General features: G+C 66.6%; 22 protein-coding genes. 10 read left to right on the forward strand and 12 right to left on the reverse strand.

The features are described 5' to 3' along the window. Positions 1-12: 12 nt before the first annotated feature. The gene (locus CH283_RS19515; RefSeq protein ID WP_094639213.1) at positions 13-1,749 is read left to right on the forward strand and encodes a hypothetical protein; all 1,737 of its coding nucleotides are present in this window, start codon (positions 13-15) and stop codon (positions 1,747-1,749) included. Here CH283_RS19515 and CH283_RS19520 read toward each other — a convergent pair. Then, positions 1,696-2,916 (reverse strand): glycosyltransferase family 4 protein, encoded by a 1,221-nt coding sequence (locus tag CH283_RS19520; protein ID WP_094639228.1) that lies wholly within the window; start codon positions 2,914-2,916, stop codon positions 1,696-1,698. The two genes, CH283_RS19515 and CH283_RS19520, sit on opposite strands and share 54 nt — an antisense overlap. 84 nt (positions 2,917-3,000) lie before the next feature. Between CH283_RS19520 and CH283_RS19525 the strand changes: the two genes are divergently transcribed. Both CH283_RS19525 and CH283_RS19530 read left to right on the forward strand, forming a co-directional pair. Continuing rightward, positions 3,001-3,771, forward strand: coding sequence for a class I SAM-dependent methyltransferase (locus CH283_RS19525; RefSeq protein WP_231893765.1), 771 nt, complete (start codon positions 3,001-3,003; stop codon positions 3,769-3,771). Positions 3,772-3,780: 9 nt separating this feature from the next. After that, positions 3,781-4,659, forward strand: coding sequence for an ROK family protein (locus tag CH283_RS19530; RefSeq protein ID WP_094639214.1), 879 nt, complete (start codon positions 3,781-3,783; stop codon positions 4,657-4,659). A gap of 67 nt (positions 4,660-4,726) precedes the next feature. On the opposite strand, the gene CH283_RS19535 is transcribed toward CH283_RS19530, so the two are convergent. The 4 genes from CH283_RS19535 to CH283_RS19550 form a co-directional block, all read right to left on the reverse strand. Next, complete coding sequence (locus CH283_RS19535; protein ID WP_094639215.1) at positions 4,727-6,556, reverse strand: phosphoenolpyruvate carboxykinase (GTP); 1,830 nt, start codon at positions 6,554-6,556, stop codon at positions 4,727-4,729. Between the two features lie 309 nt (positions 6,557-6,865). Next, complete coding sequence (locus tag CH283_RS19540; RefSeq protein ID WP_094639216.1) at positions 6,866-7,171, reverse strand: DUF6802 family protein; 306 nt, start codon at positions 7,169-7,171, stop codon at positions 6,866-6,868. A gap of 46 nt (positions 7,172-7,217) precedes the next feature. After that, positions 7,218-8,720, reverse strand: coding sequence for a hypothetical protein (locus CH283_RS19545; protein ID WP_094639217.1), 1,503 nt, complete (start codon positions 8,718-8,720; stop codon positions 7,218-7,220). After that, positions 8,717-9,862, reverse strand: coding sequence for a hypothetical protein (locus tag CH283_RS19550; RefSeq protein ID WP_141215203.1), 1,146 nt, complete (start codon positions 9,860-9,862; stop codon positions 8,717-8,719). Before CH283_RS19550 ends, CH283_RS19545 begins: the two co-directional genes overlap by 4 nt. A gap of 94 nt (positions 9,863-9,956) precedes the next feature. Between CH283_RS19550 and trmB the strand changes: the two genes are divergently transcribed. Genes trmB through CH283_RS19565 form a run of 3 tightly spaced genes read left to right on the forward strand, consistent with a single transcriptional unit; the run spans position 9,957 to position 14,536 of the window. After that, the gene (gene trmB, locus CH283_RS19555) at positions 9,957-10,715 is read left to right on the forward strand and encodes a tRNA (guanosine(46)-N7)-methyltransferase TrmB (RefSeq protein ID WP_094639229.1); all 759 of its coding nucleotides are present in this window, start codon (positions 9,957-9,959) and stop codon (positions 10,713-10,715) included. Beyond that, positions 10,712-11,416, forward strand: a complete 705-nt coding sequence (locus CH283_RS19560) for an NYN domain-containing protein (protein ID WP_068049106.1) — start codon at positions 10,712-10,714, stop codon at positions 11,414-11,416. Before trmB ends, CH283_RS19560 begins: the two co-directional genes overlap by 4 nt. After that, positions 11,417-14,536 (forward strand): MMPL family transporter, encoded by a 3,120-nt coding sequence (locus CH283_RS19565; protein ID WP_094639219.1) that lies wholly within the window; start codon positions 11,417-11,419, stop codon positions 14,534-14,536. A gap of 118 nt (positions 14,537-14,654) precedes the next feature. Here the strand turns inward: CH283_RS19565 and CH283_RS19570 are convergent, their stop codons facing one another. From CH283_RS19570 to CH283_RS19580, 3 genes are all read right to left on the reverse strand, one after another. Then, the gene (locus CH283_RS19570) at positions 14,655-16,547 is read right to left on the reverse strand and encodes a DUF2339 domain-containing protein (protein ID WP_176460171.1); all 1,893 of its coding nucleotides are present in this window, start codon (positions 16,545-16,547) and stop codon (positions 14,655-14,657) included. 75 nt (positions 16,548-16,622) lie between these two features. Further along, positions 16,623-17,273 carry a DUF1707 SHOCT-like domain-containing protein gene (locus CH283_RS19575; RefSeq protein WP_094639220.1) on the reverse strand — a complete coding sequence of 217 codons (651 nt, stop codon included), beginning with the start codon at positions 17,271-17,273 and terminating at the stop codon, positions 16,623-16,625. 21 nt (positions 17,274-17,294) lie between these two features. Beyond that, positions 17,295-18,407, reverse strand: coding sequence for a glycosyltransferase (locus tag CH283_RS19580; RefSeq protein WP_068049066.1), 1,113 nt, complete (start codon positions 18,405-18,407; stop codon positions 17,295-17,297). A 110-nt stretch (positions 18,408-18,517) separates the two neighbouring features. Between CH283_RS19580 and CH283_RS19585 the strand changes: the two genes are divergently transcribed. Next, positions 18,518-18,907, forward strand: coding sequence for a MarR family transcriptional regulator (locus tag CH283_RS19585; RefSeq protein ID WP_068049094.1), 390 nt, complete (start codon positions 18,518-18,520; stop codon positions 18,905-18,907). Here the strand turns inward: CH283_RS19585 and CH283_RS19590 are convergent, their stop codons facing one another. Genes CH283_RS19590 through CH283_RS19605 form a run of 4 tightly spaced genes read right to left on the reverse strand, consistent with a single transcriptional unit; the run spans position 18,908 to position 22,157 of the window. After that, on the reverse strand, positions 18,908-19,129 hold the full coding sequence (locus tag CH283_RS19590) for an autophagy-related protein 2 (protein WP_068049063.1): 222 nt from the start codon (positions 19,127-19,129) through the stop codon (positions 18,908-18,910). It lies immediately after the preceding gene. 37 nt (positions 19,130-19,166) lie between these two features. Further along, positions 19,167-19,793, reverse strand: coding sequence for a response regulator (locus CH283_RS19595; protein ID WP_176460202.1), 627 nt, complete (start codon positions 19,791-19,793; stop codon positions 19,167-19,169). Between the two features lie 29 nt (positions 19,794-19,822). Next, on the reverse strand, positions 19,823-20,992 hold the full coding sequence (macS, locus tag CH283_RS19600) for a MacS family sensor histidine kinase (protein ID WP_068049057.1): 1,170 nt from the start codon (positions 20,990-20,992) through the stop codon (positions 19,823-19,825). Next, a complete protein-coding gene (locus tag CH283_RS19605; protein ID WP_094639231.1) occupies positions 20,979-22,157 on the reverse strand; it encodes an AI-2E family transporter in 1,179 nt (392 codons plus the stop codon). The genes macS and CH283_RS19605 overlap by 14 nt, the downstream gene beginning before the upstream one ends. A 142-nt stretch (positions 22,158-22,299) precedes the next feature. Between CH283_RS19605 and CH283_RS19610 the strand changes: the two genes are divergently transcribed. From CH283_RS19610 to CH283_RS19620, 3 genes are all read left to right on the forward strand, one after another. Continuing rightward, entirely contained in the window at positions 22,300-23,775 is a 1,476-nt protein-coding gene (locus tag CH283_RS19610; protein ID WP_068049088.1) for an adenylate/guanylate cyclase domain-containing protein, read from the forward strand. A gap of 9 nt (positions 23,776-23,784) precedes the next feature. Further along, positions 23,785-24,939 (forward strand): lysylphosphatidylglycerol synthase transmembrane domain-containing protein, encoded by a 1,155-nt coding sequence (locus CH283_RS19615; RefSeq protein WP_094639222.1) that lies wholly within the window; start codon positions 23,785-23,787, stop codon positions 24,937-24,939. 112 nt (positions 24,940-25,051) lie between these two features. After that, entirely contained in the window at positions 25,052-25,603 is a 552-nt protein-coding gene (locus tag CH283_RS19620; RefSeq protein WP_094639223.1) for a YceI family protein, read from the forward strand. Positions 25,604-25,636: the final 33 nt, after the last annotated feature.

Here is a 25,636-nt window from a genome sequence, read left to right on the forward strand (position 1 = left end):
AGGGTGCCGATCATGGCGTGGTCGAGGTCGAGGTGGACACCGCCGCTCTACAGCCTGCTGCTCGCGGTGGTGATTGTCGGCCCGCTGCTCGGCCCCGGTTACCTCCTGCTGCGCGACGCCGTCAGCACTCCCCGTTCCTACTTCACCGACTCCGCCTGGGGAATCGCCGACACGGCTGCGCGGGCCGTCCCGCAGGACGCCGCGATCGCCGCGCTGTCGACGGTGTTCGACGGCGGACTCGTGGTCAAGACCATTCTGCTGCTCGCGCTGTGGCTGACCGGGTGGGGTGCGGCGGTCATGGCACGAACGGTACTGCCGACAGCCCCACTGCCCGCGCTGCTCGTGGCGTCGACGGTGGCCGTGTGGAACCCGTACGTCGCCGAACGACTGCTGCAGGGACACTGGAGCCTGCTCGTCGGATACGCCACTCTGCCGTGGACGGTGGTCGCTGCACTCGCGGTCAGAGAGGGCCGTTCCTGGTGGGCACTCGGGGTCTGTCTCGCCGCTGCCGGGCTCACCCCCACCGGCGCGTTGCTCGCCGCGACCATCGCCCTGGTGGTCCTCGCCCTCCCCGGGGGTGCCCGACGCGGCCTGCGCGTGGTCGGTGCCCTCGGAATGGCGGCGGTGGCGTCGGCACCGTGGCTGGTGGCGACGGCCGTGTCCGGCAGTGGCGTCGAGCAGGCAGATCCGGCGGGTTGGGCGGCGTTCGCGGCGCGCGCCGAGCCGGGCTTGGGCACCCTCGGCAGCCTCGCCGGTCTGGGCGGAATCTGGAACTCCGATGCGGTACCCGATTCTCGCACAGGGTCTTTCGCGTTCGTGGGCACGGCGCTGCTGCTGACCGTGGTCGCGTTGGGAGTGCGCCCGCTGATCAGGCGTCGAAGAAATCCGGTGATCGTGGGACTCGCTGTCGTCGCGTTGCTTGCCATCGCAGCGCCCGCGCTGGCAGCGACGGGACCAGGGTTGGCGATGGCCCGCGCGCTGGGCGAGACGGTGCCCGGTGCCGGCCTGCTCAGGGACTCCCAGAAGTGGGTCGCGCTGGCGATGCCGATCTACTCTCTGGCCGCGGCGGCCGCGTTTTCTCCCCGTCGTCGACCGAATCGGGTGCAGCCAGCCGCGCTGAGCGCGGTCCAACGCACCCGATTCGGCAGTGCCGTGGCAATAGCGGCCCTGCTGATCGCACTACCCGACCTGGGCTGGGGCGTCGGGAACTCGATGCGGCCCGTGGTGTACCCGGAGTCCTGGCAGGCGGTCGCAGCCGAATTGCAGGGCGGCGACGGCGATGTCGCGGTGCTACCGGCCGGGATGTTCCGCCTCTTTCCCTACAGCGACAGTGCTCCCGTTCTCGATCCCGCGCCGCGCATGCTGCCACTGGATGTGTTGCAGACCGGCGAGCTCATCGTCGCGGGCGGCACGGTGCGCGGTGAGGGGGTGCGCGCGACGGAGGTCCAGAATGCGCTGCTCGCAGGCGAACCCGTGGACGTCGTCGCAGAGCTGGGTGTCGGCTGGGTACTGGTGGAGAACGCCACCCCCGGCGAACTCGGCAGATCCGAGCAAACACTGAATTCACTGGCCATCGTCTACTCCGACGACCAGCTCACGCTCTACCGAGTACCAGCTCCCGTGCTCACAGAAAGCAGGCCAGTGGCAGCCGTCGTCGTTGCCCACCTCGCATGGGCACTGCTACTTCTCGGCGGACTAGCGGTAGGACTGCTGAGCCGAGTCCGAGTGCTGCGCACCCACCAGACCTGACGACCACGTGCCATGCGTCGTGGCGGCGAGCACCGAGTACACACCGTCGGCGCACTGCTCCCAGGAGAACTCCCCCGCGCGCACTCGCGCCTTCTCGCCCAGGCGAGTTCGGGCTTCGGCGTCCTGCAGCAGCTCCGAGACGGCAGCGGTCAGACCGGAGACGTCCCGGTCCTCTTCACCATCCGAAAGCCCGCCCACCAGCACGCCGGTGACGCCGTCGATGATGGAATCGGTGAGGCCCTTGGAACTTCGGTAGCCGACGGTCGGCACGCCGTGCTGCGCTGCCTCGACGACCGCGAGCCCCCATCCCTCCTTGCGGGAGGGCATGACGTGCACCCAGGACCGACCGAGCAGCGCGTGCTTGCGGTCCTCGTCCACGTGCCCGTGGAAGGTGACGTACTGCTCGATGCCCAGTTCGCTCACGTAATCGCGGAGGTTCTGCTCCCACCAACCGCCGCCGATGACGTCGAGGTGGATATCGGGGATCCGTCCGCGCAGCGCAGCAACGGCGTCGAGCGCGTCCTCGATCTGCTTGTGCGGAACCAACCGGGACAGCACGGTCAGCGACGGGTGCGCGGTGCGGGTGCTCTCGTCACCCTCGGGCACCGACCGGGGAATCTCGTCGGCTCCGTTGCGCACCACGGCGATGCGCTCGCGGTCGACGCCCAGTGCGACCAACTCGTCGGCGGACGGCAACGACACCGTCAGGTACTGATTGCGGCGGTGTACCCGCGGAGACACAGTCGATTCGAGCCACCAGCCGAGCTTGGCCATCATCGGCCCCGCGACCGGCCATTGCTCCCGGTGGCAGTGGTGCACCAGCAGCGTCACCGGAACGCCGAACGCAGCACGGGAGAAGAAGGGAATGCCGTTCTGGGTGTCGATCACCGCGTCGGGTGCGATGCCCTTGAGCGGGCCGAAACCCAGCCGCCCGGCCGCGATGGCGGCCAGTGCGCGGGGATACACCGACAGGCGTCCACCACCGCGACTGATGCGAATGCCGTCGACGATCTCCTCGGCGGGAGCTCCGGGGTACGACGCCGTCCTCAGCGTGACGCGGACGCCGCGTCGAGCCAGACCTGCGCCCACCTGCTCGAGGTATCGCTCGCTGCCGCCGCCCTGCGGGTGCCCGGTATCGCGCCAGCACAGCAACAGAACCTCGCGCACAGCCCGCTTCACCCAATTTCCGCATGTTCGTTTCACGACCGCCGTCGATTACCGTTGCCACACTAACCGCTAGGGTTCGTCTTCGTGACTTCCGCCGTGACACGTTTGTTCGCCTCTCGCGCGACACTGCGTCGCTCGGTGAGTCTGCTGAAGGACTTCGGACATGAGCAGAGCGCTCCCGACATCTTCTACGGCGCACTGGCCCGCGATTCCGTGGAGCTGATCGGCGATCTGTATCGGGGCCTGACCGGCACAGACATGTCCGCGGCGACCGTGTTGGACGTAGGCGGCGGGCCCGGATACTTCGCCGAGGTCTTCGGGGCCAGCTGCGCGCGCTACCTGCCCGTCGAGCCCGATGCGTCCGAGATGCATGCGGCGGGACTGCAGATACCCGGTTCGGTGCGCGGCTCCGGGATGGCACTGCCGTTCCGCGACAACAGTGTCGACATCTGCTTCTCGTCGAACGTCGCCGAGCACGTCCGCGAACCGTGGACCATGGCCGAGGAGATGCTGCGGGTCACCAGGCCCGGCGGGTTGACGGTGCTCTCGTACACCATCTGGTTCGGTCCGTTCGGCGGCCACGAGACCCGGCCCTGGCATTACCTCGGCGGCGAGTACGCGGCCCGCCGCTACGCCCGTACCACCGGTCACGAACCGAAGAATCGATTCGGCGAATCCCTGTTCGACATCAGCGCCGCAGACGGATTGCGTTGGGCACGAAGCACTCCCAACGCCACGCTGCTGGCCGCATTCCCCCGCTACCATCCCCGCTGGGCATGGTGGATGATGCGAGTTCCAGTACTACGAGAATTCCTCGGCAGCAACCTCGTCCTCGTTCTGAAACCGAACACCTAGCCTGGAACGATGACGGCACTCGCACTCGACATCGGCGGCACCAAGATGACGGCGGCACTCGTCGGCGACGACGGGCGGCCGGAGAATCCGGTCACGGTGCCGACTCCCGAGTCCGATGTCTGGGACGCCTGTGCCGAACTGCTTCGGAACACGGCCGAACCCGCCACTGTCACCCGGATCGGCGTCGCCTGCTCCGGTCCGGTGAATCTCGAGACCGGGTCGGTTGCACCGATCAACATCGACGAGTGGAAGAACGGCTTCGGGCTGCGCGATCACCTCGCCGAACTCTTCCCCGAAGCCGACATCCGCCTCGCGATGGACGGCAGCGCAGCGGCACTGGGTGAGCACCGCTTCGGTGCCGCCGTAGGAGTTCCGGACGTGCTGAGTCTGGTGGTGTCGACCGGCATCGGCGGCGGGTTGGTGCTGGGCGGGCAGATCGTCGCCGGTGCCAGCGGCAACGCCGGGCACATCGGACACATCGTCGTCCCCGGTTCCACGACGCCCTGCGCGTGTGGCGGAATCGGATGCGTGGAAACCGTCTCGAGTGGTCCGTCGGCGGTGCGGTGGGCGCGCGAGCTGGGGTGGACCGGCAGCACCGGAACCGAATTGGCAGCCGATGCGGCCGCCGGGGAGCCGGTCGCCATCACCTCGTTGCAGCGCGCCGGAGTGGCACTGGGCCAGGCGATCGCGTCGGCCGTCGCCCTGGTGGACGTACGGATGGTGGTGATCGGTGGTGGCTTCGCCCAGGCCGGCCCGCCGCTGTGGAATCCGATTCAGGAGTCGATCGCGCTACATGCGCGTCTGAAATTCCTCGATGGCCTGCAGGTGGTCCCGGCCGCATTGGGTGGACTCGGAACGCTGGCCGGGGCAGCCGCGCTCACCGTCTGAACGGGGCATACCCACACAGCCAGAACGGGGCCCACCCCTCGGTGAGCCCCGTTCTGTGTCGTGAATACTACGCGCCCAGGCGCTGCTTGAGGGCGTCGAATTCGTCCTGAATTCCGGTGGGCAGTTTCTCGCCGACGAAGTCGAACCATTCCTGGATCAACGGGATTTCGGCCTTCCATTCGTCGGAGTTCACCGCGAGCGCCTCGGCCACGTCCTCGACGGTGGTGTCGAGTCCGTCGATGTCGAGTGCCTCGGCGGTGGGGACCACACCGATCGGTGTCTCGACGCCTGCGGCCTTGTGCTCGATGCGCTCGACGATCCACTTGAGCACACGCGAGTTCTCACCGAATCCGGGCCACAGGAAGCGCTTGTCGTCGCCGCGGCGGAACCAGTTGACGTAGAACACCTTCGGCAGCTTCGACTCGTCGGCGTTCTTGCCCAGGTCGATCCAGTGCTGGAAGTAGTCGCCCACGTTGTAGCCGAGGAACGGCAACATGGCCATCGGGTCGCGTCGGACGGTTCCGACGGTGCCCTCGGCAGCAGCGGTCTGCTCGGAGCCGACGGTGGCTCCCATGAACACGCCGTGCTGCCAGTCGCGAGCCTCGGTCACCAGCGGAACGGTGGTCTTGCGACGTCCACCGAACAGGATCGCCGAGATCGGTACGCCCTGCGGGTCGTCCCACTCGGGAGCCATCGACGGGCACTGGGCCATCGGCACGCAGTAGCGCGAGTTCGGGTGCGCGGCATCGGTTCCGGACTCGGGCGTCCAGTCGTTGCCCTTCCAGTCGATGAGGTGATCGGGCTTGCCTTCGAGGCCCTCCCACCACACGTCGCCGTCGTCGGTCATGCCGACGTTGGTGAACACCGAGTTGCCCTGGTCGATGGTCTTCATCGCGTTGGGGTTCGAGTCCCAGTTGGTGCCCGGCGCAACGCCGAAGAAGCCGTATTCGGGGTTGACGGCGTAGAGACGACCGTCCTCACCGAAGCGCATCCACGCGATGTCGTCGCCGATGGTCTCAGCGCGCCAGCCCGGGATGGTCGGCTGAATCATCGCGAGGTTGGTCTTGCCGCACGCGGACGGGAACGCCGCGGCGATGTAGTACGCCTTGTCCTCGGGAGAGATCAGCTTGAGGATCAGCATGTGCTCGGCGAGCCAGCCCTCGTCGTGGGCCATCGCCGATGCGATACGCAGCGAGTAGCACTTCTTGCCCAGCAGAGCGTTGCCGCCGTAGCCGGATCCGTAGCTCCAGATCTCGCGATCCTCGGGGAAGTGCGTGATGTATTTGGTGTCGTTGCACGGCCACGGCACATCGGCCTGGCCCTCGGCGAGCGGAGCGCCGAGCGAGTGCAGCGCCTTGACGTAGAAGCCGTCGTCGCCGATCTGGTCGAGCGCAGCCTGGCCCATGCGGGTCATCACGCGCATCGACACGACCACGTACTCGGAGTCGGTGAGCTCGACGCCCAGCTTGGGGTCGGCCGCGTCGAGCGGGCCCATGCAGAACGGCACCACGTACATGGTGCGTCCACGCATGCAACCGCGGTAGAGATCGGTCATCAGCGTCCGCATCTCGGACGGTTCCATCCAGTTGTTGGTGGGACCGGCGTCGATCTCTTCCTTGGAACAGATGTAGGTGCGTGACTCCACGCGAGCGACGTCCGACGGATCGGAGTTGCCGAGGAACGAGTTGGGCTTCTTCTCCTCGTTGAGACGAGTGAAGGTGCCGGCCTCGACCAGCTTGCCGGTCAGGCGCTCCCATTCGGCGTCGGATCCGTCAGCGAACACCACGGAGTCCGGTTCTGTCAGTTCGGCTACCTGAGCAACCCAGGCAAGCAGTTCTTTGTGTCGAGTCGGCACATTGTCGGTGCCGCTCAAACCGGGAATGGTCGCTGAGGTCATCTAACTCTCCTGGGGTTAGCCGGAACCGGGAAGAATCCGCACGGTCGCTGTGGGCGACTACGCGCGAATGAATCTCGGTTTTCCCCTCTCGGCGGGGCGCTGCTCGGCCGTTCGAGCTGCAGTACACCATGTTACCGCGTACAGCAAGCCGAGGACCGAGCGCCGGATGTCCTGTTCATCAGGTTAACGCCGAGCGACGTGAATCCAGAAACAGGGTGTTGTCCGATTGGTCACAAGACCGATTCAGATAGGGAAAGTTCCGTGCAAGAAGGCCCCCACCAGCGGCGATGCCGGGCCTGTACACACGCGCTAGAGCTCGCCCGATTCGGTCATTTCACCCCGTCCGATACCGTTCGCTTCTCGAAAAATCTCCCAGGTTCGGTATTGCCCGTCACGTCCGAAGGCCGTGAACTTGTCTGTCACACCGTCCCCGTCGACGTCGGTCGCCACCGTCATCCCGGCGTCGGTATGCCGCACGGTGGTCTCGTAGTGGCCGTCGCCGTCGAGATCGAACAGGTCCGTCGAGACCGTGGGCGCGCCCGGATCGTCGACCTCGTGGGGCTCGACCTCCTCGGTGAGGAAATCCCCTGCTGCGAAGCCATCCACCGCGATCATCGACGCTCCTCACTCGACCAACCAACCTGACGAACCGACACTGCACCTACTGACTCCGACGCACCGGCTCGTCGAACGGTTCCCCGTGCGTGGAAGAAAGAGGGACCGATCCACGAAATCGCTCGAGGCCCCGCTCCAGCGCAGACAGATCGCGATCGCAGGCAGACAACAGCGCCGATCGGTGGTCGGCGAGCCGACGCAGCTCGGCGTCCACCTCGGCCAGTGCGACGTCGATGCGGGCCACTGCGTCCCGGTCCGCACTCGCGACAGCGGCCGCGAGCATCGACTCGGCGTCGAGAATCCGCGAGAGCAACCGCTGCTCCACCGACGATTTCACCCGAGCCACCGTTTCCTGCGTCCAACCGCGCAGGTGGGCGCGGTCGGCCACCAACGACCTCGAGCGCGTGATCCACCAGGCGAGCGCACCACCGAGGACGAGAGTGATCACGGTGTTGGCAACCGCCCAGGCCGGCACCAGCGCCATCGGCGACACCACCAGCCGCCCGAGTCCCACCCCCGCCGACGCGCCGACCACGATCATGACGACATCCTCGACGCCCCGGCGCCGGGACGGCTCCCCGATATCGAGCGGGGCGTCCGCGACCGACTCCGCCTGCCGCGGCGTGAGCCCGAGCTCGGTCTCCACCGCCCGCAATCGGGCCGTGAGCGCCGCGTCGGCTCGATTCCGAGCACCGCGCGCAGACTCGGCGACGTGCGCTGGAAGGTGAGTGAGTTCGGCACGCCCGGCTCCGTCGATCGTGCGCTTGACCTCGGCGGTCAGAGCTCGAAAGTCTTCGGCGGCGGTATGGACGGACTCCACGCGTACTCGTTGAATTCGATTGTGCAGCAGCGCCCGTCGATCACCACCGAGATTGTCCCGTTCGCCGACGAGCTCGGCTCGCCGCGCACGGAGTTCGGCCGTATCACTACCGCCGGTCACCGCGCGCGCTCTCGCCACGATCGACGCTCTGGCTCCGGATGCGCAGTCCTGCACTGCCGCAGCATATTTACGCTCGGTTCCGAGAGCCGCGGTCTGCAGCAGTACAACGCCGAGCCGGTCCGCCACTGCTCCGAGACCCGACTCCGCGGACATCGCAGCGTCACCGCTCTCCCGGCCCATCCGCGCCAACCGAACCGAAATCGGATGGAACGTGCACTCCACCGCCCGTGGGACGCACTCGGCAACGACATCGGTGTCGGCAGAAACCACCTCACGCCAGTGCCGATGCACGTCGATCTTGTTCACCACGAACACGACCGGTGTGGATTCGAGGGCTGCTCGCCACTGCTCGACCTCGACGCGACCCACCGGGGCCGACGCGTCGACGACGATCATCACGACCGCCGCATCGGCCACCGAATCCGTGAATTCGATGGCGGAACCGACGAGCCGGGACAGCTCACGGCGCAGTTCGGACTTGCCCGACCCTGCAGTACCGGTGAGGTGAACCCCGGCAGGTCGACTGACCCTGGCGCGCTCGATTTCGTCCAGGGCACCGGAATTCCAGCGTCGTAGAACACTTTTCATGTCCTCCGACAGCGGGATCACCGGCGCAGCATTCGTACGTGGCCTCGGCACAGTGCGAGTGCGGCGCGACGTACGTCGGGGTCGACGGCTTCGGCCGCCCGCCTCTTCCACAGCACCGCCTGCTCCGACGCGACCTGCTCCGAACCGGTCTCGATCGGCACCCCCAGACGTAGAGCTGCACAGCGCATTTCGGCAGCCACCGCCTCGTCCGAGGCCAGGTACGACTCGACAGCGGCACGAACACGCCGATGGCCGGCGGAGATCTGTTGCATGCTGCGATGCAGCTCGGCGTCCCGAGCCGCTGCGGCCGCCGACACGGCCGTGGAGACCGCGGCGATCAGGGCATCGGCCCCGGTGGCGTCGGCCAGCATGCGCACCGCATCGCCGTCGGACACGGCGGGTCGCTGCCGCAGTACGTCGACCAGCAGGGCGAGACCACGCAGTTCGATGCATTCGATCAGAGCTTCTCTGCGACGCGTCGACACCTCGATGTCGACGGCGCGAAACCGATCGACGGTCATCAGATCGGTCGGGCGCAGATCGGCCGCCGCAACGGCTCGTACGTCGGCCATGTCCAGAGGCGCGCCGGCTCGGCCCACTCCCCGCATGCCCGCCGCGGTCGCTCCCATCACCGGCAACACCGTCCGCCCCAGCTGCTGCGAGGCCGCTGCTGCGTCTGCTGCGGGATCGTCGAGTGTGTCCGCCTTCGTCAGCACGACGACGGTCCCGTCCAGCACACCCCTCGGCCTCGAACTCAGCAATGCCATGTCGACCGGCGACACCGCTCCCGCGATCACGTGGACGAGCACTTCGCCCTCGCTGTTGTCCGTCCTGCCCTCGCGCCATCGGACATCGAGGCCGTCGGCGTCGAGCGGCACCGACTCGAGAACGGCGAGAACAGCGGATTTCCCGACGCCGGCGCGGCCGGTCACCCGTGCGGTCAGCGGCAGCAGGCGATCGTGGACGGCGTTTTCGACGGCCTCGCGTGCGTCGGTCGACGCGACCCGGTCACGCAACAGGCCCAGACCGGCCTCGGCGACATCCATGATCGATTCCCCCAGAACGATCCCGCCGCCACTTTCCGGACGCGACGCACAGCCCCCTGCTGCGGCACCGATTCTGGCACATGCGGGCGCTCGCGAGCCGATCGAAACGAATTGCATCGTTGTAATTAGTCGGGTGCGTCCCACCGCTGATCAGCGGTTGGACGGCAAGTCTCAACTTCAACTCGAGACCCACCTGTCACACGCCCCGTCGATGCGCGACAATGGACCGGTGAACGAGCCCCAGGACACCTCTGTCGACACCGAGGAGAACGCCGTGCAGACCCAGGAACGGGGCTCACGACTCTACCCACGCGTGACGAGTTTCCGCTCTCGGCGCGGAGCGCTGACCGAGGCGCAGCAGACCACCTGGGACAGCCTGTGGCCGCGCATCGGCCGCGACGTCGCCGACGAGCAGATCGACATCGACGCCTGGTTCGGGCGCAGCGGCCCGGCGATCCTCGAGATCGGCTCGGGTACCGGCACGGCCACCACGGCGATGGCCTCGGCCGAGCCGCACGTCAACCTCATGGCCGTCGAGGTCTACCGCCCCGGCCTGGCGCAGACACTGCAGCAGATCGAACGAGAAGGCATCGAGAACGTTCGATTGCTGCGCGGTGACGCGATGGACGTGCTCGAGAACATGCTGTCCTCGCAGTCGCTGACCGGCGTCCGTGTCTTCTTCCCCGACCCGTGGCCCAAGGTTCGGCACCACAAGCGTCGGCTGCTGCAGGGGCCGACTTTCGCGATGATCGCGGATCGGTTGAAGCCCGGTGGCGTTCTGCACGTGGCAACCGATCATGCCGAATACGCTGAGTGGATTGCCGAGGCCGGGAACGCCGAGCCCGGTCTGACCGTTCTCGATTGGGAATCGCCCATGACACACGAGCGACCGGTGACCAAGTTCGAGGGCAAAGCACAGCTGGTCGGTAGCTCGGTGACGGAATTGATCTGGGGAAAGAAGACAGCATGAGCGTCAGTACGGACATGCCCGACACCGTGGTCGACCCCTCAGAACTCGGTGCCATCGGTGAAACGCGCCACAGCAAACGCGTCCTGCTGGTCTGGGATGCCCCGAACCTGGACATGGGACTGGGCGCAATTCTGGGTGGCCGACCCACCGCCGCCTACCGTCCGCGCTTCGATGCCCTGGGCCGATGGCTGCTCAGCCGCACCGCCGAACTCTCCGCCTCGGGCACCGCGACGCTCGAACCCGAGGCCACGGTGTTCACCAACATCGCCCCCGGCAGCGCAGATGTGGTCCGACCCTGGGTCGAAGCATTGCGTAACGTGGGATTCGCGGTGTTCGCCAAGCCCAAGGTCGACGAAGACAGTGACGTCGACGCAGACATGCTCGACCACATCGACTTCCGCAACCGTGACGGCGGCCTTGCCGGTGTCATGGTCGCGTCCGCCGACGGTCAAGCGTTCAAGGGGCCGCTGGAGGCCATCGCAGCGACCGGAGTGCCCGTACAGGTACTGGGATTCCGGGAGCACGCAAGCTGGGCTGTCACGTCGGACATCCTGGAATTCCTCGACCTCGAGGACATCCCGGGCGTCTTCCGTGAGCCACTGCCTCGGGTGAGTCTCGATTCGCTCCCCGACGAGGGCGCGTGGCTGCAGCCCTTCCGACCGCTGTCCGCCCTGCTCGTCGGGCGCCAAGGAGTTTCTTAAGTGTTCGCCAGATGGGGAGACATCGTCTACCGGCTGCGGTACACCGTTATCGGTGTCATGGTGGCCGGACTGCTGGGCTTCGCCGCCTACGGTCTCGATCTCAACAGCCATCTCAGTCAGAGCGGTTGGGACGATCCGACGTCGGAATCGGCTGAGGCTGCCCGTCTGGCAGACACGACCTTCGGTCGCGACAAGCAGGGCGACGTCATCGTCCTCTACACCGCTCCCGAGGGCTCGACCATCGATGATCCGGCGTTCCAGTCGGCGATCACCGACAACTTGAACTCTCTGGTTGCCGACCATCCGGACCAGATAGAGAAGATCAACGGCACGTACTTTCCCGGGACGGGCGCGCCCAACCTCGCTGCACTCGGCACCACCGACAAACAGCACGCCATCGCCAGCATCGCCATCGCCGGAGCCAACGACACCGAACTGACCAACAACTTCCAGGCCGTCAAGGATGTCTTCTACATCGACGGCGTGGACGTGCAGGTGACAGGCCTGCAGGCCGTCGCGGGGGCATTGCAGTCGACGATGGCCGGCGACATCCAGCGCATGGAGATCCTCGCCATCCCTGCCGTGGCAGTACTGCTGTTCTTCATCTTCGGCGGCGTCGTAGCCGCCGCTCTTCCGCTGATCATCGGTGGCCTGACGGTCGTCGGTGCCAACGGCATCGTGAAGGTGTTCACCAACTTCACCGAGGTCAACTCGTTCGTCGCGCCCGTGGTCTCGCTCGTCGGCCTCGGCTTGGCGATCGACTACGGATTGTTCATCGTCTCGAGATTCCGAGAAGAACTCGGCGACGGCTACTCGACGCCACAGGCCGTGCGCCGGACCGTCATGACGGCCGGTCGCACCGTGGTGTTCTCGGCGACGATGATCGTCGCGTCCCTCGGTGGTCTGTTGCTGTTCCCGCAGGGCTTCCTCAAATCGGTCGCCTACGGTTCGATCGCCACCGTCGCGCTCGCCGCCCTGACGGCCATCACGATCCTGCCCGCGATGCTCGCCATTCTCGGCCCTCGCGTCGACGCGCTCGGTCTGAAGTTCATGCGCAAGACCAAGTCGAGCGAGGAGATCGAGAACGGCATGTGGGGCCGCCTCACCCGCTGGGTGATGCGCAACCCCGTCAAGGTCACCGTGCCCATCGTGCTCGGCCTGGTGCTCCTGACGCTGCCCGTCGGCAACATCAAGTTCGGCGGTATCAACGAGACCTATCTGCCTCCGGACAACGTGACCCGCGAGGCGCAGGCCGAGTTCGATTCGCTCTTCCCCGGCCAGCGCACCGAGCCGATCAAGCTGGTGATCAGCAACGCACAGGGGCCCAACCTCGCAGCGATCACCAACCAGGCCAACAATGCGCCGGGATTGATCGAGCAGTTCACTCCCAACGGGGCCAGCAAGGACGGCATCATCGTCTTCAAGGCCGGACTGGTCGATCGCAACGACTCCAAGCCCGCCATCGACTTCCTGCGCAGTATCGACGTGCCAGAGGGAGCGTCGGTTCTCGTCGGCGGTACGCCTGCCATCGAGCAGGACTCCATCAGTGCACTCATCGACAAGCTGCCGTTGATGGCCGTGCTCGTGGTGTTCATCGTGACGCTGTTGATGTTCCTGACGTTCGGATCGTTGGTGTTGCCGATCAAGGCGGTGCTCATGACCGTCCTGGGCCTCGGTGCCACCATGGGCATATTGACGTGGATATTCATCGACGGCAACGGGGCGGGGCTGATGAATTTCACCCCTGGTCCGATCATGGCTCCGGTGCTGGTGCTGATCATCTCGATTGTGTTCGGCTTGTCCACGGACTACGAGGTGTTCCTGCTCTCCCGGATGGTCGAAGCACGCGAAAAGGGTGCCAGCACAAGCGAAGCCATCCGCATCGGAACCTCGCATACCGGACGCATCATCACCGCCGCGGCCCTGATCCTCATCGTCGTCACCGGAGCGTTCGCGTTCTCCGACCTGGTGATGATGAAGTACATCGCCTACGGCATGATCGCCGCCCTCATCATCGACGCCACCCTCATCCGCATGTTCCTCGTGCCCGCCACGATGAAACTGCTCGGCGACGACTGCTGGTGGGCCCCTCAATGGATGAAGCGAATCCAGCAGAAACTCGGACTCGGCGAGACCATCCTCGAGGACGAGCTTCTCCCCATGGAAGACGTGCCCGAGCTCGCGCTCGCAGGCGGTGCACCGTCGAGTACCGTCGCGCCGCCGATGCGCCCGGCACCGCGCCGCAACGAGCCGCTCACCGAGCCCATTCCGGTGGTCGCACCGCATGGTGGGGGTCCCATTCGGGCGACCCACGCCGCGAAGGAAGAATCCCGACGCAGTGTGACGGGACGTCCGGCAACCCCACCGGAGCCGACCCGTGCGGCACCGACCACACCTCCGGCACCGGCTGCGCGCCCGACTCCTCCCCAGGGCCAGACTCCTACCCAGGCCCAGACTCCTCCCCGGGCCCAGGCTGCTCCGCAGGACCGACCCGCTGCTCGGCCCGCCCCGAGCCGGCCGGTGGCACCGCGCCCGACCGTCGAGCCGGAGCCGACCCAGGCAGCAGAGATCGTCCGGCCCGCACCGCCGGTCAACCCGGTGGCTGCTCCCCCGTCGGCGGAGCCGCCTCGTGCACCGAGCGCACCGCGTCCGACCGTCGAGCCGCCGAGCCGAACCCGTGCTGCTCGCGCACCTCGCGCGGAGGAACCGGATTCGCGTTCCATCGAGAGCTGGCTCGCCGACCTGCGAGCACCCAGCGCATCACCGCCCCCGAGCACACCGCGCAACGGCTCGACCGCGAACGGTACGAACCACAACGGTACGAACCACAACGGTTCGACCGCGAACGGCTCGGACCACAGCGGTGACGACGAGAACAGCTCGCCGCAGAACGGTTCCGAACGCAACGGGCACAGCAACGTCGAGTCCGAACGCAACGGCACCGAACGCAACGGCAGCAACGGGTCCGCGTCGAGCGAGACACCGTCCGAGAAGCCGTCGGGCCGTCGGGCCGCACCGACCACCGAGGGCGGCGACAGCGGTCGTCATCGCGGCGGGGAGAACGGACACGTTCTCAGCGTCAGTGAACTACTCGCGCGCGAGCGCAACCGTTCACGCTGACCCCGATGTGATTGGGGCGAAACAACTCCCGAGAACTCCTGACCCCACCCCCGCACCGCGTCAATGAACCACTGCACCGTCGAGACGCATGCAGTGGTCCATTGACGCAGCAGGGGGATCAGCGGGAAACTGCCGCACTTTCTCGGTCCGCGAACACCTTTGCGTATCGGGTACCGGCGATCAGGAGCAGCAATCCCACGGCGATGAAGGCGATGACTCGGAAGAGTCCGTCCAGAGCGACGAGGTCGAACAGAAACAGTTTCGCGATGGCTGCGGCGGTCAAGGACAGTCCGGCCAGCAGGGCCAGATGAGCGTGGGTGACGCTGCGCAGCCCGAAGGCCAGTAGCGCGAAGGCTGCGATCATCCACTCGATGGTTGCCGCGGTGTGGCCTGCGGTGAATCCTGTTGTTTCGCCGCCGATTCCGATGCCGAGGGTCACCGTTGCCGTCGTCAAGCCGTACAGGGCAAGTACGCCGGAGACGATGCCGAGGGTCTGCAGTCCGTCGTCGACCAGTTTCAGTTCGGCCAGCACGTAGACGAAAGCGAGTGCCGTTGCAGCGAGGAGGATTCCACCGAGAGAGATACCGACACTGCCGACGGCTAGATCGGAGTCGAGCAGCGCCTGCGGCGGGCTGACCGAGACGAACATCAACGTACCGATCACGCCGAATCCGCTGCCGATCGAGTATGCGAGAGTCGAGCGGGTGCTGTGGGCCACCGCGATCAGAGCCGAGGCGACTGCGAACATCACGACCGGGCGAATCTCGAGGGTCGTCGACTCGACTGCGGCCTGCAGCGTCGCCAGGGCTCCGACCACCGCGACGGTGATGCGAGCGTGCCCCGGCAACCAGTTCACCAGAATCACGATCGCCAGAGCCGCAGCAGCAAGAACCAACTGGAGGGCGACGGTGGCCCCGCGATCGAAAACGTCGGCGGAGACCAGCACGGGCAGAGACGTGAGAGCGATCATCACGGTGGCGACCACATCGGAGACGTTGCGGCGCAACAACTCCAATGACGTGCCGATGCCGAGGAGGGCTACCGCCACGACGACCAGGAACAGCCGGAGGTCGCCGGTGGATCCGGACAGATCGGCACTCGCGATGGCAGCCAGTACCGCGCCGACGAGCGGTACGGTCCGAACGGCCTGCAGAAGTTGCCAATTCCGACCGATCTGCGCCGGGAAACTCGAGACGTAGGTGGCGACGAGGAACGCGATCAAGGTCAGGGTCAGGCCGTCGGTCAGCACCGGTCCGCACACTGCGACACCGGCGAGGATCAGCACCGCCATCGGCTGCGACTTCCACTGCACTGCGAGTGCCGTTCCGGCTGCGGCAATTCCGAATGCGGTGATCAGACCGAGCACGGGATCGAGCCAGCCGTACAGGACGGATGTCGCGAGTACATCGAGATACAGGCCCGCGATGCCGGTGGCGGCGAGGGAGATCCCGCCGACGCGTCCACCCGAGCGACCGAAGACACGGACGCCCGCACCGATCAGCGCGAGTGAGAACACTGCGCCCGCCGCGACCCTCAGCGGAGGGCCGAACCACCCGGCCTGGGCGGCGAGAACGAGCAGCATCACGACACCGACGAGAGTGACGCCTGCGCCGGCGACAGCCAGCAGGCGGCTGATGACACCGTCACGCTGCCACCACGGTTCCCGCGGTGGAGCCGGGGGCCTGGGTGCGACGACCGGTCCCCTCGGCGGCGTGGGGTAGGGCGGGGCAGGCTGGGGCCGAACCATCTGCTGTCCCATCGGCTGACGGACAGCTTGGCCGAACGGCTGACCGTAGGGCTGCGGGGGCAACGACGGTGGCGCCACCGGCGGCGGAACGGCAGGGGCTGGAGCAGGGGCCTGACGAGGAGCGGCACCCGCGGCACCGAGTTGCGACTGCAGTGTCTGCAGATCGACGGCCACCTGGCGCATGTGGTCGCCCAGGGAATCGAAGCGGCTGGACAGTCGCGCGACGAGTTGCGGATCCAGCCCGGAGTTCTGGGAAGAAGTCATGGGTTCGATCCTGCGACCGTCGCGGCCGAAAAGCGTGAGTAGTGCTACTCGGATTCCTCGAGTAGAAGCGCCTCTCTAGCCGAACATGCGGCGGAACGAGCTACCGAACGGATGCTTGGCGGTCACCGAGCCCAGGCGGACCTTGCCCGAGACCACGAGGTGCAGTGGCCCGTACGGCGGGCCGGTGCGGACCTTGTTGGTGGCGCTGCCCGCCACCGTGTCGACACCGTTGAGATCGACGGTCGCCTCGGTCGGCACGATCAGGGTCACGGTGCTGCAGTAGTCGTCGACGTGTATTTCGACCACCTGGGTGGACATGACTGCCTGGGTGAAGTCGAGTGTCACCGTGGACATGCGGGTGGCGAGGCGCAGGTTCGACGGCACGTTCCACGGGCCCTTGCGGGTGATGGTGGACATGGTGCCGCGCAGTGTGTCCGACGCGCCGCTGCCGTGCCCCCAGTGCTCCTGAACGACGCGGCGCGGGGTCGGTTGCGGGGTGGGCGCGGCGAAGGATCTCGGTGCCGGGCGATGTTCCTCGGCGATCTGCATCCCGGGCAGGTCGGCGAGAACAGAGTTCAGTTCACCGCGGGTCTTCGACGCCAATGCGGTGTCCATTCGCTCGGTGAACTCACCGAGCGAGAGCATGCCCTGGCCCACGGCGCGCTGCAGCAGCTCTCCGACGTGCTCGCGTTCGGCATCGGACACTCGTAGATCCCTTGCCTCCATGTCATCAGGGTAGCGAAGATCTCACGCTGCGCGACCGCCCAGGACGGAGAGCATTCCGGACACCGACGCGGGCCATCCGAACTGTTCGGCGCGCAACCTGGCGGCGATGCGGCGGCCGTCGACCGGCAATTCGAGTACTCGTTCTATCTCGGCGGCGAATCCGTCTGCGGTGTTCTCGGAGGATCCACCGCAGTGCGGGGTGACGATCTGCGCCAGCGCCGAGGTCTCGGAGACGACGACGGGCGTACCTGCGGCGAGCGATTCCAACGCGGCGAGCCCGAATGTCTCGTGCGGTCCCGGCGCGAGAGCGATGTCCGCGGAAGCCAGCAGGGCTGCGACGGCCGCTCTGCCGTCGACGAACCCGAGGAATTCGACGGGTAGACCGCGGGCGCGTCGTTCGAGGCCGGCTCGGCGGGGGCCGTCGCCGGCGATGACGAGCCGCGCCCGCATTCCCGAATCACAGAGTGCAGCAAGCGAATCGATGCTTCTCTCGACGTGTTTCTCCACCGACAGTCGGCCGCAGTGCACGAGCAGCCGGTCGGCGCTGCCCAGCCATGCGGACCGTTCGCCGGCAATGCGGCGACGCGGATGGAAGAGGTCGAGATCCACACCGAGCGGTACCCGTTGCACGTTCCGAACGCCGATGCGCTCGAACTCCTGTTGCGCGAACTCGGTGGTGCACACGACGGCGTCGTACTGTTCGGCGGTACGCCGGTTGGCCAGATCGGCCAACGGACGGGCGCAGCGCATCGGCATCGTCTGGGCGAGCAGTCGGTCCAGGCGTTCGTGGGAGATCATCACGCTCCGTACGTCTCGACGCGCTGCCCAGCCGCCCATGCCGCGCAGCGTCAGACGGTCCGATACCTCGATCACGTCGGGCCGCAGTCCGGCTGCCACCGAGGACACCCGGCGCGGGTCGGCCACTCGATACCCACCGGTGAGCGGGATCTGCGGTGCAGGCACCTCGATGCGCACCACTCCCGACGGCAGAAGCGTCTCGCTCCGTCGATCTCCCGGCACGATCAGAATCACCTCGTGGCCGCTCGCGACGTACCCCGATCCGAGCTGGTCGACGGCCGTCCGCAATCCCCCGGACCTCGGTCCGTAGAAGTTGGCGAGTTGGACGATGCGCACTCGACCAGTCTTCCCAGCGACAAGTCCGCCCGACGGCGCGGCGATGGATGGTGACCGAACCTTCGCGGAATTTCTGTGTGGGGATCGCTACCAACGGGTAGGTGGAACAGATGCGAGTGACACTGCAATCCACCGGTAACGCCCCCGCCGCCGAGGTCTGGGAGCGCTACATGGAACCGACGGCCTGGAGAACCTGGGCACCGCAGATCATCGGCGTCGAGTACCGCGGCGAGCGGCTGGACGCCGACACCACCGGCCGAGTACTGGGGCCGTTGGGCGTGCCGATCGACTTCCGGGTGCATTCGGTCGACGAGCAGTCGTGGACGTGGGCGTGGTCGGCGTGGTTCCAGAACCAGGCCATCGGGGTCGACCTGACGCACGGCGTGGTCTCACGCCCCAGCGGCACCAGGGCGTGGCTGACGATCGACGGCCCACTGCCGCTGGTTCTGCCGTACGTGCCGGTCGCCAAGTTCGCGCTCGGCAGGTTGTGCGCCCAGTAGCTACTCGGACCGTGTGACGGTCTTCTCATCCGACTTGTCGGCGACGTCGGTCGGCTCGGGCGTCGGTAGCGAAGAATCCTCACCCGACCCGTCCAGATGGCCGTCGAATTCGTCGATCGCCTCGTCACGCTCGTCGCCGGTCTGATCGAGATCGGCGTCGACACCCTTCGAGTGCTTCGCCGGGTCGACGGTGGTGTCCACTGATTTTTCGTTGTCGGTCATGGGATGCAGAGTGCCCCTGAGCTACCGACGCAAACCCTCACAGCCCTTTTTCGATGACGTATCGGGTCAGTTCGACGCGGTTGGCCAGTTGCAATTTTCGCAGGGTCGCCTGGACGTGATTTTCGACGGTGCGATGGCTCAGCGTCAGTCGGGTCGCAATCTGCTTGGCGCTCAGACCCTTTGCGACCAGGCGTAGCACTTCGGTTTCGCGGTCGGTCAGCGTCGGACGGGTGTCGGATTCCGGTTGCGGCGACGACGACATCCGCCGGAACTCTCCGAGCACCAGGCCCGCGAGGCCGGGAGTGAACACCGCCTGCCCGGCCGACGTGGCGCGGACCGCGTCGAACAGCTCCTCGGCCGATGCACTCTTGACCAGGTAACCCGTCGCTCCCGCCTTGATGGCGTCGAGCACGTCGTTGCGTTCCGCGGACGCCGAGAGCACCAGAATCCTCGTCTGCGGCGACGCCTCCAGGACGGCGACGGTGGCGTCGGCTCCGTTGCCGTCCGGCAGATGCATGTCCATCAGCACGACGTCGGGAGTGGTGGCTCGCGCGCGGCGGCCGGCAGCGGCGACACCGTCTGACGTGGCGACAACCCTGAATCCGGCAGCGTCGAGATCTCGGGCGACGCCGTCGCGCCACATCGGGTGATCGTCGACGACCATCACCGCGATGTCGGCATTCGTGTCCTCGGTCATCGAAGTCCCTTCGTTCGAGGAATGCGGATCTCCCATTCGGTTCCCTCGCCCTCCTCGGTGTCGAGTATCGCAGTACCACCGAGAGATTCGACGCGGCCGAGTATCGATTTCGAGACGCCCATCCGGCCTTCCGCTTCGGCGGCGGCGAGCCGTCCGGCCGGGATTCCGCGGCCGTCGTCGCGAATGCTGACGATCAATTCCCCGTCGACGTCCTCGAGCAGCACGTAGGCCTTCGCATCGGCACCGGCGTGCAGCTCGACGTTGGACAGTGCGGTCGCCACGACAGCGGCGAGCTCCTCGGCGACGTCGGAGTCGACGAGCACCGGATCGGCCGGAGTCGAGACAGCCACTGAGGAACCCGCCTGAGTTCGCAGCAGCGCCCGCACATCGACGATCGAATCGGCGTGATCGCCACGCGGAGCCGCCTGTTCCGAGATCAGCACCCGCAGAGCGACCTCCTGCTCGCCGGCCAGCTCGGCGAGTTCGGCTGCCGGCCCGCCTATTTCGAGCCCGCGCCGTCGCACCAGAGCCAGTACCTGCAACACTCCGTCGTGCACCTGCCGCGCCAGCCGTTCCCGCTCTTCGGTGATCGCCGCCGACCGTGCTGCCCGACGCAGTTCTTCGTGGGCCCGCCGGGCGGTGTTCGACGCCATCCCCAGCGCCAGTCCGGCCGAGAGCAGCACCGGGGCGGTGGCGTCGGACCAGAGGTCGGAGTCGAAGCGGTCGCGGACGAGTGCGCTGACCACCGACATCGCCACTCCCGACGCGATCCCGCCCTTGGGGCCCAACAGGATTGCGGCGGAGATGACCGCGTTGGTGGCCCACAGTGTGGTCGGCAATGTTTGCCGGGTGCTGTACCAGTCGTAATCGGCCACCAGCCGTGTCGACGCCATCAGGGCGACGACGATGATCTGATCGGCGAGTACCACCTGCCAGCGCGGAAGCGATGCGCGCGCGAGCATCAGAGCCGACGCCCCCGACCACACGGCCATCGACGCCACCAACATCCAGCTCAACCGCGGATTGGTGTAGTTGTCGACGGTGGCCACCTGGTAGCCGACGGCGTAGACGAGGGTGACCAGCCGAAAGACCTGGGAGGCACGCCACAGCGGGGTGTCGGGATCGGACGAGGTGAGCGTGGTCCCGACCCGATCAGCCGTCTGCATCGGTCTTCTTGTTCGGAGTCTTCAACTCTCGCTTGGGGAGTCGCTCCGGCTCGTCGCTTCCGGGAGGAGTGTGCGGGTCGCTCGGCTCGGCGGAGTACAGCGGGTCGGGCACCTCGAGTTCCTCGTAGACCTCGTCCGGGTCGGCGGCCAGCAGCGACCGCACAGCGGTGTTGAGGACGGCGACGATCGGTACGGCCAGCAGGCCTCCGACGATGCCCGCGAGCAGAATGCCGACGGTGATGGACAGGACTACCGCCAGCGGGTGCAGCCGCACGGCACGGCCCAGCAGGAGTGGTTGCAGCACATGGCCTTCGAGCTGCATGACGGCCACCACGATGCCGAGGGTGATGACCGCGGTGATCAGGCCCTTGGTGACGAGTGCGATGAACACCGCGACGAATCCGGTCAACACCGCACCGATGATCGGTATGAACGCGCCGATGAACACCAACGAGGCCAACGGAAGTGCCAGTGGTACACCGAGAATGGCCAGCCCGGCTCCGATGCCGATGGCATCGGCGGCCGCGACGGCAACCGTCGCCCGGACGTATCCCACCAGCGACCCGAAGCCCTGGATGCCCGCGGTGCGGATTTTTCTGCGGGCCGCGGTCGGTGCCAGCCGGGTGACGAACTGCCAGATCTGATCTCCGCCGTACAGGAAGAAGATGAGGACGAAGAGTGTGAGCAACGCGCCGGTGAGTATCTCGCCGATCACCGCCGCAGTTGTCAGCGCTCCGCTGGTGACGGCCTCCTGATTGTCCTGAACGACCTTCACGAGGCTGTCCGTGGCCTGCCTGATCTGATCCTCGCTGATGTGCAGCGGGCCGTTGCTGAGCCATTCCTCGATGCCGTTGATGGACTGGGTGAACTGATCACCCACCTGCGGTAGGCCCTCGATGAACTGCTCGACGATGAAGGTCATGATGCCGGCGACGACACCGATGCTGGCGATGATCACGACGATCACCGCGACGGCGCGTGGCACTCCGCGTCGGTGCATCCAATCGACGACGGGAACAAGCATCGCCGACGCCAGGAGCGCAAGACCGAGCGGAATGACGACGGTGCTGAGTTTGGCCACCACCAGGCAGAACGTGATGAATCCGGCAAACAGGACAAGCAGTCGCCATGTCCATTCCGCGCCGACCCGCACCAGCGGATGCACCGAATCCGCAGCCGAACCGGGGCCCGGGGACGCCCCCGTACCTTGCGCCCGCAACTCGTCGGTGCTCACCCGCTAAATTTAACCCGTGCTGGCATCTTTCCGAGCGGTCTCGCTCACCCTGAAGAGTCGCTGGCCGCTCTATATGCTCTCGATGCTCATCGCCAACGTCTTCGGTGCGGTGCTCGTGTTCGCCTTCGTGCGATACGGCCTGCCCATCCCCGAATCGCAATCGATCGTCGCCGACCGCGTCCGCAATGTGTACATCTTCGGGGCGTACCTCCTGGTGGCCCTGGTCGTCAGCCTGATCTACGCGTACTTCCTCCTGCGCTCGGTGATCCGGTGGCAGCTCCGCGGTGGCCCACCCACCCGCAAGGAGCAGATGACGACGCTGCACGCGCCGCTGCGTCAGGCGATCGTGCACCTCATTCTGTGGATCATCGGCGGCATCATCTTCGTGCTGTTGACCATCGCGGAGATGCCGTCGTTGTCCATCGCCGTCATCGTCACCGTCGGTATGGCGGCCACCGTGACGTTCGGATTCACCTACATGCTCGGCGAGCGCATCCTGCGACCGGTCGCGGCCCTGGCGTTGAGCGAGGGCAGATTCGACCGCACGATGACCCCCGGCGTCGGTACCCGCATGGCGATGACCTGGGGCCTGGGCACCTTGATGCCCGTCATCGGCATCATTCTGCTGTGCGCCACGCAGCTGACCACCGATCTGGTGTTCTCCCCCAACGCGCTCGCCGTGGCCATCATCCTGCTCAGCGTGCTGGCCATCGTGCAGGCATTCGTACTCTCGATGCTGACCGCGAGCCAGATCTCCGACCCGATCAGTCAGCTGCACAGCGCCATCGAGCGAGTTCAGCGCGGCGAGACCGATGTCGAGGTCGACGTGTTCGACGGTTCCGAGATCGGACGCCTACAGGTGGGCTTCAACCGCATGATGGAGGAATCGGCCGAACGACGCGTCCTGCGAGAGTTGTTCGGCCAGCACGTCGGTGAGGACGTGGCGCGTCGGGCATTGCAGTTCGGAACCGAGCTCGGCGGCGAGACACGATTCGTCGCAGTGCTGTTCGTCGACATGGTCGGCTCCACCGCCACCGCCTCCGAGCGCCCACCGAGCGAGGTCGTGGTGTTGCTCAACGAGTTCTTCCGGGTGGTCGTCGACGTCGTCGGACGTCATCACGGGTTCGTCAACAAATTCATGGGCGACGCGGCCCTCGCGATCTTCGGTGCCCCACTGGATCGTCCCGACGCGCCGACCGCCGCGCTCGCCGCCGCGCGTGAACTGCGATTCGCGTTGGACGAGATCACCGGCCTCGACATCGGCATCGGCGTATCGGCAGGACTGGCCGTCGCAGGCAACATCGGTGCGTCGGAGCGCTTCGAGTACACGGTCATCGGAGACCCGGTCAACGAGGCGTCGCGACTGACCGAGCTGGCAAAACTGCGTCCCGGACGCGTCCTGGCGTCGACCTCGGCCCTGTACTTCGCCGACGACGAGGAACAGGAACAGTGGGAGCTGGGAGACCAGGTACAACTACGTGGTCGACGACGTGCCACCCATCTGGCCTGGCCGGTGGAGTATCCCGACTCCTCTTCCAGCGACGGTTAGTCTGACAGGGTGCCCGACCCCAGCTCCACCAGCGGACCCGCAGTACGGCGTCCGCGCAACCGACTCCGGTGGGTCAAGTGGATCGCCGGAATCGCCCTGGTGGCCCTGCTGGTGGGCGAGGCGATCTATCTCTGGCCGCGGCTGCACGAATCCTGGACCGCCGTCCGCGAAATCCACTGGGGTTGGCTGGCGGCCTGCGTCTTCGCCCAGGCCGTGTCGCTGAGTGCATTCGGCCGAGTGCAGAAGCAACTGCTCGACGCAGGCGGTGTGAAGGTACGCCAACGCAAGTCCGTGTCCGTCATCTACGGCAGCACCGCAATGGCGCTCACCCTCCCCGCAGGCCAGGTGTTCTCCACCGCGTTCACCTACCGCGAGACCCGCCGCTGGGGTGCGAGCCCGGTCGTCGCGTCGTGGCAACTGGCCATCTCGGGCGTGATCGCCGCTGCCGGTCTTGCCGTCCTCGGCGTGGCAGGCGGACTGGTGGTCGGAAGTTCGTTCAACACCTTCACGCTGGTTCTGCCGATCGCCGGTGTCATCGCGATCGTCGTCGCCGTTCGCTACATCTCGAACCATCCGCAGTCGATCAAGAACATCGCGCGCTGGGGACTGCGTCGATACAACGCGTTCCGCAACCACGAGCTCGACGCCGGTGCCGAGGGCATCGACAAGATCATCGGTCAGATCCAGTCCGTCCAACTCGGCAAGCGCGACGGCGCGCTCACTCTGTCGTGGTCCGCCGTGCATCGACTCGCCGACGTCGCCTGCCTGGCGTTCGCATGCTTCGCCGTCGGCGCGGATCCCCGGTTGTCGGGATTGCTGATCGCGTTCGCTGCGGGCAAGGCCGTGGGATCGGTTCCTCTCGCACCCGGCGGCCTGGTGGTGGTCGACGCGACCCTCATCGCGTTCCTCACCAGTGCTGCCTCGATCAGCGCATCGCAGGCCGTGGCCTCGGCGTTGGTGTATCGCGGCGTGAGCTTCATTCTCGTCGCCATCGTCGGATGGATCGTGTTCCTCGTGCTGTTCCGGGGGCATCAGCACGCCGATCTGGAATTCGACATCGCGCTGGAACAGCAGGAGACCGCAGCGCTCGAGCAGCAGGAGACCGCCGAGCTGCGGCGCACCGAGGGCATCCGCGACGCCAAGGGCGATCCGGAAACCGCCTAGCCACTCCCCACACGGTATGGCGTCCGTCACTTTCTGTTCATCCGGAATATATACGGACCCCGGTCCGCTTGTGTACTATGAGTTTGAACCTTCAACCCATACAGGAGTCCTCATGACCACCGCCATCGCACTTCCCGAGCTCACCGCAGGTACCTGGGCCATCGACCCGGCTCACTCCACCGTCGGATTCACCGTCCGCCACCTGGTGGTCAGCAAGGTCCGTGGCCGTTTCCAGGCCTTCACCGGCACCATCACCGTCGACGCCGACGGCACCCCGTCCGTCGACGCCGAGATCGACGTCGCGTCCATCACCACCGACAACGCGCAGCGCGACGGCCACCTCAAGACCGCCGACTTCTTCGAGGTCGAGAAGTTCCCCACCGCGACGTTCAAGTCCACCTCGGTCAAGGCCGACGGCGGAGACTTCGTCGTCACCGGCGACTTCACCCTCCACGGCGTCACCAACTCCATCGACCTGAAGCTCGAGTTCAACGGCGTCAACGCCGGCATGGGCAACGGACCGGTCGCCGGCTTCGAGGCCAGCACCGTCATCAACCGCAAGGACTTCGGCATCAGCATCGACATGCCCCTCGAGGGTGGCGGCGCTGTCGTCGGCGACAAGATCACGCTGAACCTCGAAATCGAAGCGGGCCTGCAGGCGTAATCCCGCCCCGCATCACCCCTCCCCCGCGTCGGG

The sequence above is a fragment of the Rhodococcus sp. 05-2254-2 genome (genome assembly GCF_002259095.1).
GTDB lineage: Bacteria > Actinomycetota > Actinomycetes > Mycobacteriales > Mycobacteriaceae > Rhodococcoides.

Excerpts from the sequence above, each read along its gene's own strand:
- CH283_RS19575 (WP_094639220.1), bottom strand. The coding sequence starts at position 17,273 with ATGGAGGCAAGGGATCTACGAGTGTCCGATGCCGAACGCGAGCACGTC.
- CH283_RS19535 (WP_094639215.1), bottom strand. The coding sequence starts at position 6,556 with ATGACCTCAGCGACCATTCCCGGTTTGAGCGGCACCGACAATGTGCCG.
- CH283_RS19530 (WP_094639214.1), top strand. The coding sequence starts at position 3,781 with ATGACGGCACTCGCACTCGACATCGGCGGCACCAAGATGACGGCGGCA.
- trmB (WP_094639229.1), top strand. The coding sequence starts at position 9,957 with ATGCGCGACAATGGACCGGTGAACGAGCCCCAGGACACCTCTGTCGAC.
- CH283_RS19610 (WP_068049088.1), top strand. The coding sequence starts at position 22,300 with ATGCTCTCGATGCTCATCGCCAACGTCTTCGGTGCGGTGCTCGTGTTC.
- CH283_RS19595 (WP_176460202.1), bottom strand. The coding sequence starts at position 19,793 with ATGGTCGTCGACGATCACCCGATGTGGCGCGACGGCGTCGCCCGAGAT.
- CH283_RS19515 (WP_094639213.1), top strand. The coding sequence starts at position 13 with ATGGCGTGGTCGAGGTCGAGGTGGACACCGCCGCTCTACAGCCTGCTG.
- CH283_RS19550 (WP_141215203.1), bottom strand. The coding sequence starts at position 9,862 with ATGCAATTCGTTTCGATCGGCTCGCGAGCGCCCGCATGTGCCAGAATC.
- CH283_RS19570 (WP_176460171.1), bottom strand. The coding sequence starts at position 16,547 with ATGACTTCTTCCCAGAACTCCGGGCTGGATCCGCAACTCGTCGCGCGA.
- CH283_RS19540 (WP_094639216.1), bottom strand. The coding sequence starts at position 7,171 with ATGATCGCGGTGGATGGCTTCGCAGCAGGGGATTTCCTCACCGAGGAG.
- CH283_RS19560 (WP_068049106.1), top strand. The coding sequence starts at position 10,712 with ATGAGCGTCAGTACGGACATGCCCGACACCGTGGTCGACCCCTCAGAA.
- CH283_RS19590 (WP_068049063.1), bottom strand. The coding sequence starts at position 19,129 with ATGACCGACAACGAAAAATCAGTGGACACCACCGTCGACCCGGCGAAG.
- macS (WP_068049057.1), bottom strand. The coding sequence starts at position 20,992 with ATGCAGACGGCTGATCGGGTCGGGACCACGCTCACCTCGTCCGATCCC.
- CH283_RS19620 (WP_094639223.1), top strand. The coding sequence starts at position 25,052 with ATGACCACCGCCATCGCACTTCCCGAGCTCACCGCAGGTACCTGGGCC.
- CH283_RS19585 (WP_068049094.1), top strand. The coding sequence starts at position 18,518 with ATGCGAGTGACACTGCAATCCACCGGTAACGCCCCCGCCGCCGAGGTC.